Genomic DNA, 12,448 nt, shown 5'->3' with positions numbered 1-12,448 from the left:
CGGTGTATAATTTGCGCCCTTTATATCTATTCACGTGTCATATTGTTGTGGGGTTGTCGTGAAAGCATTGCTGAAACAGCATGGTGTAATTTTTATTCTGCTAAGTATGCTAACCGGGTTAATGGGAGCATTCGTTAACCCGTTGATGAGCCTATTCATTGTAGAAGGGCTGCAAACACCGCCCGTTTATTTGGGTGTTTATATGGTGGCGGTCACTATTACGGGTTTAGTTATCAGTCAGTGGCTGGGTGGCATGGCTGATAATGGCACCAGTGCGCGTAAGTTATTTATGGTGGCTGTATCAGGTATGGTGTGCGCGTTAGTGGCCTTTGCGAATGCTACTGCATTTTGGCAAGTCCTGCTCGCAGGCGTGTTGTTTCTCGCGATGGGCAATGCGGCAATTTCGCAAATGATGACAGTGGCAAGACAATGGGCAGGGCGTCAACAGAACATCGACATTACCAGCTTTAATTCCCGTTTACGTGCTGCTATTTCCTTTGCTTGGGTGGGCGGTCCGCCGCTTGGTTATTTGTTAGCTGCGGGAGGCGAATTTAGCCGCTCGTTTTACTTTGCTGCAGCGTGTGCATTGGTTGCACTTATTTTTGCATGTAAGTTTATTCCTGACTACAGCGCGAAAAAGTCACAGCACAGCTCAGAGCCAGCAGCCGCAGCGAGTTTATCATTTTGGTTGTTGGGATTCGCCATTACGCTTGGTTCAACGGGCAATATTATGTATTCATCTGCCTTGCCACTTTATAGCATTACTGAACTAGGATTTGCTGAACATACGCCCGGGCTGTTTATGGGTGTAGTGGCACTGTTAGAAATTCCTATCATGCTGTATGGAGCAAGGCTTGCTAAAAAATACAGTAAAGTCTCGATGCTTGCCCTCGCATTTTGTTGTGCCATTGTATTTTATTTAGGGGTGTTTTTTGCCACTCAAGTATGGCATTTAATCGCGTTGCAAGTTTTAAATGGGCTGTTTTACGGTATTTTTGCGGGCATTGGCTTAACCGTATTACAAGATCAGCTCCCAGAGCGGATAGGGTTCACCTCTGCGTTTTATACCAACGCAATTAAACTTGGTGTTATGTGTGGGGCAGGGGCAACAGGGGTTATTGCACAGTTTTATAGTTTTAGATTCGCAACCCTTGGTTCTATGCTAGCTGCAAGCTTGGCACTAGGGTGTTTGCTGTTGTTTAGCTATGTAAAACGACAAGAACAACACGGAGCTGTTATGCCAGTGCGACAAGAAGGCCTAGTTGAGTAATTAGCTTAAATAGATAAAAGACCGAGTATCTGTGAAGTGACCCCAAATAGTTGGACATTCCAATTACTGGGGGGTTTAATTATGAGTAACGACCCATTAGCCATTAGCGAGTTGATCAAGTAAATTCATCACATGTTCACTGGCTGCTTCCATCTTATTAATGTGATTAATCGCTGCGTCTTTATTGCCAGTTTGCAGCATGACTAATGCCTCAACACCATTGCGATGAACTTCACGATGTGGCTCTTCTAATTGACGAAATGCGTTATGTTGTTTGAAGCCATTTGATTGCTCTGAATTATACCATTTGCCTAATCGGCACATAGTATGGTCTGAAAAGTCATCAATCGACTTGTTACTTGTGCCATTAGCAACCGCATAGACTTCACCTTTCCAAACAATGTGATCTAGTTTTACGGTTTGCACAAATGAGCGTATGGCTGCATTAATAATCGTTTCTTTCATTGAATCACAGTGGCTCATGATTGAACCATAGTCATTGTTTAGCGTATCAAAACTTGTTGAAAGTTGAGTGTTGTTTTGCTGGATATCTTCAACCGAGGTCACTGTTTCGCTGGTTTTGTTGATGATCTCCTTTACTAGATCAGACACTTCTTGTGCTGATTTATTGGTGTTGGTTGCAAGCGTACGCACTTCGTCGGCAACAACGCTAAACCCACGACCAGCCTCACCCGCACGGGCAGCTTCAATCGCAGCGTTAAGCGCGAGTAAGTTGGTTTGATCAGAAATCTTAGAAATGGTTGATACAAAGGTATTGATGCTATCCGCCATATCAGATAGGCCGGTAATGTTACTGGTCATACTACCCATTTTGCTCGCCATATTCGCCATTTCACTCACAATATGTTGCAGGGCATTATTTGAGTCATTCAAGAGTTGGCTTATTTGTAAAGTTACTTGGCTTTCTTCTTCGATAACAAGGTATGAGTCGAGTACAGTTTGGCGTACACCCTCAATTTGCGTGATACATTCAATCGAACTATTTAATAAATTGGCTAGGAACAATTGGTCTGCATCATCAGCTTGATGATGTAATTTTGCTTCTAAGCGTTCGTTTTCGTCACGTAATACGTGATTGTCGGCTTTAAGTGCCTCAACTTCAGCTAATAGCGCGTTGTATTGATCTTGGAGTAAAGAGTGGCTTTTGCTAGAGACAAACATGTATGTTCCTAATTCATATGGTTGATACTTCTTACACAAGTTGATTATAGATCAAAGTATTAACTTATTATCAATGTTTTTGTTAGAAAGAGAGTAATTAAGAGTATTTGATTAAGAGAAGTGAAAAAGCTGGTTATTAAAGCGAAAAAGCCCAGTAAATACTGGGCTAAAACGAGGGAGGAGAGTTAAAAGAAAGAATATTTTAAAGTAAGCGACGTTGTACGGCCGTTAATAGTACGGGCACGGATAATGTCGTTATTGGGTACCGAGCCTTCTTCCGCTTCTGTGATACCTACAGTGTCAAACAGGTTGTTCACGTTAAGCGATAGGCTTAAGTTCTCAGACAGGTTGTAACTTATAAAGCCATTCACTTGTGTATAGCCATCGAACTTAAGGTCGTTATTATCTTGTGCGTAGGCATCTGTTGTACCAATCAAGCTTAGGCCTGCTGCACCTTTATCAAAGTTGTAAGTGGCCATTAGAGAGTAAATAAGGTCAGCTTGACGACGTGGTGTATTACCGACTAATTCTGGCGATAACACATCTTTGGCGATCTCAGCATCTGTCCAAGTAAAGTTACCACGGAAATCCCAGTCGCCTACATAGTAAGTTGATTCAACCTCGATACCTTTTGCTTCATACTCGCGGTCAAAGAACTTTTGCGATGTGGCTTCGAAGTTTTGTTCTTCCGTTTCTGCGTAGAATGCTGTAGCAAATACTGATAGCGAATCAAAACGTTTTTTCACACCGATTTCGTATTGATTTACTTCATCAATTGCATCCGCTTTGGCAACCGAACCGTCAGCTTCTACTTTACCGAATAGTAAGCGGTCTGCATTTGCACGGCCACCTTTACTCAAGCGGGCGAATGTCGCAAAACTTGGGTCAATTTGGTAGTTCGCACCAATTGAGTACGAGCTGTAGTGCCAGTCATAGTTAACAATGCTTGGATTTGCGTTATCAATACCAACAACACTTTGCTCAGGAATTGAGATTGTACCGTCGCCGTTCATATCAATAGTCGATGTTACGGCACCTGCGTAGGTACCACGGGCTTCACCTGAATCATAGCGAGCACTTGCATCAATGCTTAAATCGCCAAACTTAGTGGCTAAGTTAATGTAAGGTGCACGTGTTTCGTACTCTGTATCGTAGTTACGTTGACAGCAATTACCCCAGTATGGAGTACCATAAGCATACAAGCCATTATCAGAATAACTATCACCATTAGCTGCAAAAACATCAAGTAATGCTGCGTTGTCGCCTTTTAGCTCCATCACATACGAGTTCCAAAGCCACGACATATCGATTGATTGGCTAGATGCAAAGTAACCAAACGTAACACTGGTATCATCAGAAAACGACTTAGTTAACTTAAGGTCATTAACAATTGAACCCATGTCGTTTAGTGTTACATCGAATGTGTGAATGCGCATTGCTAAATCGTCATTGCCATAAGTTTGACCTGCTGAGCCGCCATTTGCATAAACAAGTGATGCACCATCTCCAGCAATACTAGATGCAATAGAGCTTGCAGATGCAACTTCAGCTGGAATAAGAGAAATAAAGTTACCGCTCACTGATGATGTTCTAAAGCGGTTTTCGATGCGCCAGTCGTTGTCTAAATCAAAGGCCGCTTCAAAACCTACTGAGGTAACAACTGGGTTCATACCGTCTGTCATATCACCCGTGCTGATTTGATTATCACCATTTAAACGCAGAGTTTGTGTGAAAAGTGCTGAATGCGGCGTATCTGATTGCGCATCAAAACCTGGGATTGAGTCACCATTTGAATACATAGGCATAGGTAGATAACCTACACTTTTATCATCGAGGTGTTTAAAGTAAACACGTACATAACCTGTATCAAATTCTTTCGTCAGGTTTGCCTTAATTTGACCGCCTTTATTAGATGTATAACCGGTTTCACGCGGGCCTTCACCTTGGCGTACAAAGCCACCAATGTGATAACGCACGCTGTCACTCAAATAAGTACCATACTCAAAGTCAGTACGAATCGAGTCATAGTCAAGACCAACAGTGGTTGAGACACTGCCTGATTCGTTCTCACCGGTTTTCGAAATAAAGTTGATGATACCGCCAGGGGCATCGCTTGCTGCTGTCGATGCTGAGCCACCACGGATTGATTCAACACTTTGTACAGTTGAGTCTAACCGCATAAAGATATCAGCGTTACCAAAGGCAATATCGCCAAACTGCATCACTGGTAGGCCGTCTTCTTGTAGTTGCAGGAATTTAGCACCACCGGATGCGACCGGTAAACCGCGTACTGCGATATTGGCGTTACCTTCACCACCTGTTGATTCTGAACGAACACCTGGAATAGTTCTGAATGCTTCTGCGGTAGAGCGTGGTGTTGATACTTCAATTTCAGCTAACGTAACACTACTAACCGACGAACTTGATGCCATAATAGTTGTACGACGCGGTACACCTGTTACAACAATCGTTTCAAGGCCGCTTTTTTTGGCCTCCGGTTGTGCTTGCTCTTCGGCGTGTAAATTTTGACTTACTGCTAGTGCAAGCGCGCTTAAAGTGTAAAGGGCATGTTTGTGTGTTGTCATAATGTGCCTCGTTTCAATCCCAGATGGTTTGTTGTCTAAATTTGTATCTTAATCGATTAAGTAAAGATAACAATGATTTTACATAGTGCAAGTTTTTTTAGTAAAAAACTTGTACGATTTATGTCCGATAATTGATTTCTAACGATTTTTATTTAGTGGCTTAGCGCACTGTGCTGCGCTAACGCTTGCTCAGCAGGGTTACGTAAGTAGTTATAGAGCATGGCTAAAAACAGTAAACATGCGAAGCCAGTTGCGAGGTAAAAACCGTAACGAATATGGCCAAAGTAATCACTGATCACACCCATTAATAAGGGGCCTGCTGCGGCCGAGAGGGCGGTAAAAAACAAAATAACCCCAGCTACTGCACCGTGCTGCTGCACTGCAAAGCAAGAAATACCTTTTGAATTTAAAGTTGGATAGATCATCGACATGAATAGCCCAGATAGAGGTAATAAGAATACTGCCCAGTCAACACCACCAAAAATTAACCCTAAATAACATAGCGCAATTCCCAAGCTTAAATACAGCATTGCCGCTTGCCAGCTTAAATGATTTAGAAGCCATACCGCTAAGAAACGCCCTGCCGCGCGTAAAATAAAAAATAAGGTCAGTGCATACGTCGCTAGTAATTGCCACGGGCCGTTGTAATCGCCAAGTAAAGTCGGCATCCATACGTAAATTGCTACTTCAGTTGCAACATAAAGGGCAATCGCTAATGAAAAGCCAAGTGCGTAAGGGTTTTTCATCATGCTCATTGTGGTTGCAAATGACGCAGGTTTAGCGTGTTCTTCAAGTTTTTTAGGTGTCGGGTAATCTGCACGCCAAGCGATTAGGGTCAAAATTAAGCACAAAACGCCGGCGATAACGTAGAGGTAAGTCCAGCTTACCTGCTGGGTGATTAAAAAGCTTACCAGTGCAGGGCCAACAATGGCACCAATACCAAAGAAACCTTCTACCAAGTTCATGGTTTTTGTATGTTCTAAATTGTTTTTAGAAATATCACCTAGTAACGCCAAGGCGCCTGTTTTAAACAAACCGATAGCAAGACCAATACAGCTAAGTAGTACCACAAATATGCTAAAGCTGCTGCTAATGGCAAACAGAAAACAACTAATCGTAAATAAGCCTAGTCCTAGCATTATGGTTTGTTTGCGGCCAAGACTATCGGCCAAAAAGCCTAAAAATAGGCCGCTAAACGCAATGAGTGCCATAGGTGCATAATGAAAAGCGCTAGCTTGGGTCATGCTTAAGTTAAATTCATTGATAAGCTCAGGAATGATCATACCAACCGCATCAGAGGTCATAGCAAACATAAAAAACATCATGTATGTCAGCCATCTAATGGTTTGCAAAGGATCGTGTGTTCTATTCATTGTTGTATCCCCACCGAAAGGTCTGCACCTTTACTATGTATATTAGTGTATAAAAACGATAAAAACTGCTTGAATAATTTGCTGTCGTGGTTAAAGATATATCTTAATCGATTAAGTTTCAACTTGGTATTAACAATTATGATCAACAATAAAGTGCAATTAATCACCTATGCAGACCGTATTACTGGTCAAGGTATTGATGAATTAAGTAATTTATTAAATGGCCCACTTAACAATGTGTTTGCAGGTGTACATTTGTTGCCATTTTATAATCCGATTGATGGCAGTGATGCTGGCTTTGATCCTATTGATCATAGTGAAGTAGACTCGCGCCTTGGTGGCTGGAACGATATTAACGTGCTTGGTGCCAACTATGACTTAATGGCTGACTTGATTGTTAACCATGTTTCAGCACAGTCTTTCCAATTTAAAGATGTACTCGCAAAAGGTAAGCAATCTGAATTTTGGGATTTATTTTTAACCAAAGACGATGTATTCCCAAATGGCATGTCTGAGGCTGAGCAACAAGCAATTTATCGTCCGCGTCCAGGTAGTTGTTTTACACCTATTGCGTGTGGTGATGGCCAAACCTATGATTTTTGGACCACATTTACCGATAACCAAATTGATATTAATGTGAAATCAACGGCGGGTATCGAGTATCTAAATACGGTGCTTGGAAAATTTGCTGATAATAATGTCAACATTATTCGTTTAGATGCGGCGGGCTATGCGATTAAAGAAGCAGGCACGAACTGCTTTATGCTGGATGAAACCTTTGAATACTTGAACACGCTTTCCGCGCAAGCGAATGAAGCGGGTATGGAAACCATTGCGGAGATTCATAGCCATTTTCAAACTCAGGTTGAAGTCGCAAAGCGTGTAAATATGGTATATGACTTTGCCTTACCGCCACTTATTTTGCATAGTTTGTTCAGTAATGATGCGCAAGCTTTATTGAACTGGCTAACAATTTCGCCGCGTAACTGTTTAACGGTACTTGATACTCATGATGGTATTGGCATCATTGACGCAGGCCCGATGGGTGATAAACCGGGTTTATTAAATGCAGCGCAAATTGATAATTTGGTCGAAACTATTCATGAAAAGAGTGAAGGGCAAAGCCGCCTAGCAACCGGCGCAGCAGCAAGTAATGTTGATTTATACCAAGTAAACTGTACATATTACAATGCCTTGGGCGCAGATGACTTTGATTACCTATTAGCGCGTGCGATTCAGTTTTTCGCGCCAGGTATCCCACAAGTTTATTATGGCGGTCTGTTTGCATGTGAGAACGATATGGAATTACTGGCTCGCACCAATGTAGGTCGTGATATCAATCGTCCTTACTTAAATGCACAAGACATTGATGCTGCACTTACTAAACCTGTGGTGAAAGGTTTGATAAAGTTGATTCAATTACGTAATGAGCACCCAGCGTTTAACGGTGAGTTCATTGCGAAAGGTGAAGGCAGTGTGTGTCGTTTAAGCTGGCATGATGATACCAGCTCCATCGAGTTAAAAGTTGACTTTGCTAGCCGTGAAGTGCTCATTGTCGATCACCGAGAGGGCGAGCAAAGCATCAACGATTTGGCTGACTATTTAGTTTAACTGCTCTGACCCAATTGCAGTTGATAGTCGATTTCGGCTGTTTGCTGCTCTTTCGATAAAAACAAGGTCGCTGCAATGCGGCCTTTTTCTTCACTGTTTTGGTGGACTGTCGTGAGCTTTGGCACAAATCGTTGTCCTTCATCTATACCGTCAAAGCCAACAATTCTGATGTCTTCAGGAATTGATAAGCCCATTTTTAATGCTTCGCGCATCGCGGCAAGGGCGATTAAATCACTCATGCACAACAACACGTTTGGTCTTGGTGTGCTGCTTAGCGCTTCTTTGGCGGCAATACTGGCAAAGCGCTCGCTACTTTCTGGAATGTTCCATGTTCTATCATCGCCAAGGGTGATGCCTGCATCGTTAATCGCTTGGAGATAACCACGCAGCCTCTGGTGAGCAATAGACTGACCCGCTTCAAATTCATGATGCTCGTATACACGGCATAATACGTCGTTATCGAGTAAACGCAGGCCTAAAATAGCCACCCGATCATCATTTTTTTGTAGTGCATGCTTGGCAATATCGAAACTGGCTTGTTGGTTGTTTACGTTTACTGAGGCATCGCGACCGATATTAAAATCAACCGTCACCACATGTTTAGCAACCTGTTTTAATTGTTCAACAAGTTGCTTATTACGTGGTCGACCATAGCAAATAAAGCCATCAACAAAATCAACCACGCTATTGAGGTTATCGTTGTTACCTGAAAATAATAAAAGATTAATGCCATTTTTTTCGAGTACCGCCGATACACCGCGCATAAAGCTGCTTGCAACCGGATCTGACACCATATATTCAACACTGTCTGGCAATACTAAAGCAACAATATTAAAGGTGCCTCGGCGTAATGATTGCGCCGCCTTGTTAGGACCAAAATAGCCGAGCTTTTTACAGGCCGCCAAAATCTCTTCGCGGCGTGCTTTCGATAATTGATCAGGGCGGTTAAACGCATTTGATACGGTGGCATTTGAAACGCCTAACTCTTTGGCAATACTTTTCAGCGTCCAACTTTTTGGCTTTGTCATTGTCGGTTCTTAATCGATTCACTTAATGGTAAATTACCATATAAAGAGTCGAAAAAAAGTGTTTTTAGTCATTAAATTAGGCGTACCATAAGAGAATGAGTTCGAGTGTGAGAAAAAGGCGAATAGCGAGTGATTTCTAAGTTACCAAAATGGGTTGAGATTGGCGCATTTATTTTGGCATTGGTGGCAGGTTGCGTAAATGCAGTTGGTTTACTTAGTTTTGAGCATCAAGCTGTATCGCATTTATCGGGGACTGCCACCTTGCTTGGTGCAGATCTTATGCAAGGCAACAGCCTTGATGCTTTTCATTTATTCGGCGTATTACTGTCATTTTTAGTCGGATCAGGTATTGCTGGGTTTTTACTGCATAGCTCAGCACTTAAACTAGGTCGTCATTACGACACGGCATTATTGATTGAGGCAGGGCTTTTATTGGGGGCACTTTGGTTACTGTTTAATGGCTCTGGCTACGGGCACTTTTTAGCCTCTGCGGCATGTGGGTTACAAAACGCCTTGGCAACAACTTACAGTGGCGCAATTGTTCGTACCACCCATGTGACAGGTATCTTTACTGATTTAGGTATCATGTTTGGTCGGGTTTTACGTGGTGAAACCCTTGATAAACGTAAGGCTAAACTTTTCGGCCTTATTATATTAGGCTTTATTTTGGGTGGCTTAGCAGGGGCATGGTTATTTGCAAAATTGAGCTTTGCGGCACTTTATGTACCAAGTGCTATTTGTATTTTACTCGCCTTGACCTATCGCGTTTATAGCCATCGAAGCGCAACTTAATGATTAGCGATACTCTTTGGTGTTGCGCCAAAAGCTTGTTTAAAAATACGACTAAAATGGCTGGGGTTATTAAAGCCTAGTTGATAACATACTTGGCTTATCGCCTCACCTTTTTCCAGCAGTTTATAGGCTTTTTTTAAGCGCAGTTGTTGTTGCCAAAGTGCTGGCGTTACACCAAATGCCAATTTAAATTGCTGATAAAACTTACTGCGACTCATGCAGGCAATCTTACATAACACGTCGATATCGATATTCTCAGCAAGGTGCTGTTCTAAGTAGCTAATTACATGGCTCAGAGGGGTTGCAAGCTTACCCTGTTTGCAGCTTGCTATCATTAAATCTCGGCTTTGTTGCTGTAGAAGGCGGGTTATTAGCTCATTAAGCGATAAATCAATTAAGTAATCTCTGTGCTGCTCATTTTCACTAAACAGGGTGATCATTCGCTCAAGCAGTTGTTGGGTTTGTTGGTTATGCTGTGCATGCACCAGTTTAGCTTGATACTGAAAAAAATCATCCTGTGTAATTTGCTGATTAAAATTTAGATTATCAACGACTTGGCTTATTTTATCTGTACTAATTTCAATTGCTAAACAGGTTGTTGGTTGATTGAGTGAAGCATTGGGGAAATCAATTAATACCCCTTGCTCTGGGGCAAGTACAAACGACTGGTTAGGTAGAAATTCTTTGTGATAATCACTGTCGGCAACATGCATGATTTTTTTACCACTGATCATGCCACAGAATAATAACTCAGTGGAATGCAGTGCCACTTTCTGCGCATCTAAATAGGTATCGTAAATACTTAATTCAGCATGCTTACCAGCAAAGCTTATTTTATTTTCAATAAGTACATCAATACGTTGGCGTTTTTTGTCTAAGTGACTATGGGTGATTGATGTATTCATTGTTGCCTCACTATTCCTTATTTATGGACAGATAGTCAAAAAGTCTGGACTGAGAATCAAGTGCCTTTTGTGTAACTGGGCTAACGTAAATAGTTAGCGGTTATACAAACAATAACTCGCCGCTTAAATAAAATACAACAATTTGAAGAGAGAACACATTATGATTTATACAAATCCCGGTAGCGAAGGCGCTAAAGTCAATTTTAAAGCCCAGTACGAAAATTATATTGGTGGCCAATGGGTCGCTCCAGTAAAGGGTCAATACTTTGAAAATATTAGCCCAGTGAACGGCAAGGTATTTTGTAAAATACCTCGTTCATCAAAAGAAGATATCGATTTGGCGCTTGATAAAGCCCATGATGCAAAAGTCGCATGGGGAACAACATCCGTCACAGAACGTAGCAATATCTTATTAAAAATAGCCGACCGAATTGAACAAAATTTAGAGATGCTTGCAGTGGCAGAAACCTGGGACAACGGTAAAGCAATACGTGAAACACTCGCCGCAGATGTGCCATTAGCGGCTGATCACTTTCGTTATTTTGCAGGCTGTATCCGTGCACAAGAGGGATCAATTGGTGAAATAGATGAAACCACAGTGGCGTATCATTTTCACGAACCACTGGGTGTAGTGGGGCAAATTATTCCTTGGAACTTTCCATTGTTAATGGCTGCGTGGAAGCTTGCTCCAGCCCTTGCAGCGGGGAATTGTGTGGTTTTAAAACCAGCTGAGCAAACGCCCGCGTCAATTTTAGTGTTGCTCGAAGTGATCGGCGATTTATTACCTGCGGGTGTACTAAATATAGTAAACGGGTATGGTAAAGAGGCAGGTGAAGCACTTGCAACAAGTCCACGTATTGCAAAAATTGCCTTTACAGGTTCAACGCCTGTGGGGTCGCATATCTTAAAGTGTGCTGCTGATAATATTATTCCATCAACTGTAGAATTAGGTGGTAAATCGCCAAATATTTTCTTTAACGATGTGATGGAAAAAGATGATGAGTTCTTAAGTAAAGCGGTTGAAGGAGCGGTACTTGCGTACTTTAACCAAGGTGAAGTGTGTACGTGTCCATCGCGTTTATTTATTCAAGAGGATATTTATGAGCAGTTTATAGAGCGCGTACTTGCCCGTACTTTACAAATTAAGCGTGGTAACCCACTTGATACCGAAACCATGGTGGGCGCACAAGCATCGCAAGCTCAATTTGATAAAATTTTAAGTTACATTGAAATCGGTAAAAAAGAAGGGGCCGAAGTGCTAGCTGGTGGTGAAGTAGAACAACTGTCGGATGAGTTTAATGGTGGCTATTACATTCAACCAACGCTATTAAAAGGCACTAACGATATGCGTGTATTCCAAGAAGAAATTTTTGGTCCTGTCATTTCAATGTCGACGTTTAAAGATGAAGATGAAGCCTTAGCGCTGGCTAATAGCTCAGAGTTTGGTTTAGGCGCCGGTGTATGGAGCCGGAACATGAACCGTGCTTATCATTTTGGTCGTAAGATTGAAGCCGGTCGTGTTTGGACAAACTGCTACCACATGTATCCAGCTCATGCTGCATTCGGTGGTTATAAAAAGTCAGGTATTGGTCGCGAAACACATAAACTTGCCCTTGATCATTACCAACAAACGAAAAATCTATTAGTTAGTTACAGCGAAAACCCGTTAGGCTTCTTTTAAATCCCTTGCTTATTGTTGTCG

At 42.0% G+C, this 12,448-nt stretch carries 9 protein-coding genes; 4 read left to right on the top strand and 5 right to left on the bottom strand.

Translation table 11 applies throughout. The features are described from left to right. Window positions 1–58 precede the first annotated feature (58 nt). On the top strand, window positions 59–1,270 hold the full coding sequence (locus tag L3Q70_RS19520) for a sugar efflux transporter (protein WP_237115403.1): 1,212 nt from the start codon (window positions 59–61) through the stop codon (window positions 1,268–1,270). Window positions 1,271–1,366: 96 nt separating this feature from the next. On the opposite strand, the gene L3Q70_RS19515 is transcribed toward L3Q70_RS19520, so the two are convergent. The 3 genes from L3Q70_RS19515 to L3Q70_RS19505 all read right to left on the bottom strand — a co-directional run bounded on the left by L3Q70_RS19515 (window position 1,367) and on the right by L3Q70_RS19505 (window position 6,410). Next, window positions 1,367–2,452, bottom strand: a complete 1,086-nt coding sequence (locus L3Q70_RS19515) for a methyl-accepting chemotaxis protein (protein ID WP_062567620.1) — start codon at window positions 2,450–2,452, stop codon at window positions 1,367–1,369. A gap of 185 nt (window positions 2,453–2,637) precedes the next feature. Beyond that, complete coding sequence (locus tag L3Q70_RS19510) at window positions 2,638–5,037, bottom strand: TonB-dependent receptor (RefSeq protein ID WP_237115402.1); 2,400 nt, start codon at window positions 5,035–5,037, stop codon at window positions 2,638–2,640. A gap of 152 nt (window positions 5,038–5,189) precedes the next feature. Next, a complete protein-coding gene (locus tag L3Q70_RS19505) occupies window positions 5,190–6,410 on the bottom strand; it encodes an MFS transporter (RefSeq protein ID WP_062567618.1) in 1,221 nt (406 codons plus the stop codon). A 138-nt stretch (window positions 6,411–6,548) separates the two neighbouring features. Between L3Q70_RS19505 and gtfA the strand changes: the two genes are divergently transcribed. Then, on the top strand, window positions 6,549–8,021 hold the full coding sequence (gene gtfA / locus L3Q70_RS19500; protein WP_237115401.1) for a sucrose phosphorylase: 1,473 nt from the start codon (window positions 6,549–6,551) through the stop codon (window positions 8,019–8,021). On the opposite strand, the gene L3Q70_RS19495 is transcribed toward gtfA, so the two are convergent. Then, entirely contained in the window at window positions 8,018–9,049 is a 1,032-nt protein-coding gene (locus L3Q70_RS19495; protein ID WP_237115400.1) for a LacI family DNA-binding transcriptional regulator, read from the bottom strand. The two genes, gtfA and L3Q70_RS19495, sit on opposite strands and share 4 nt — an antisense overlap. Window positions 9,050–9,178: 129 nt before the next feature. On the opposite strand from L3Q70_RS19495, the gene L3Q70_RS19490 reads away from it, so the two are divergent. After that, window positions 9,179–9,841, top strand: a complete 663-nt coding sequence (locus L3Q70_RS19490; protein ID WP_062567615.1) for a YoaK family protein — start codon at window positions 9,179–9,181, stop codon at window positions 9,839–9,841. Here L3Q70_RS19490 and L3Q70_RS19485 read toward each other — a convergent pair. Next, on the bottom strand, window positions 9,838–10,734 hold the full coding sequence (locus L3Q70_RS19485; protein ID WP_157066171.1) for an AraC family transcriptional regulator: 897 nt from the start codon (window positions 10,732–10,734) through the stop codon (window positions 9,838–9,840). The genes L3Q70_RS19490 and L3Q70_RS19485 overlap by 4 nt on opposite strands. Before the next feature lie 172 nt (window positions 10,735–10,906). On the opposite strand from L3Q70_RS19485, the gene L3Q70_RS19480 reads away from it, so the two are divergent. Next, a complete protein-coding gene (locus L3Q70_RS19480) occupies window positions 10,907–12,427 on the top strand; it encodes an aldehyde dehydrogenase family protein (protein ID WP_062567613.1) in 1,521 nt (506 codons plus the stop codon). Window positions 12,428–12,448: the final 21 nt, after the last annotated feature.

The sequence above is a fragment of the Pseudoalteromonas sp. CF6-2 genome (genome assembly GCF_021729425.1).
Classification (GTDB): Bacteria; Pseudomonadota; Gammaproteobacteria; order Enterobacterales; family Alteromonadaceae; genus Pseudoalteromonas; species Pseudoalteromonas arabiensis.
The sequence above is the reverse complement of the archived record's forward strand: the minus strand, read 5'-3'. Positions and strand labels throughout refer to the sequence as shown.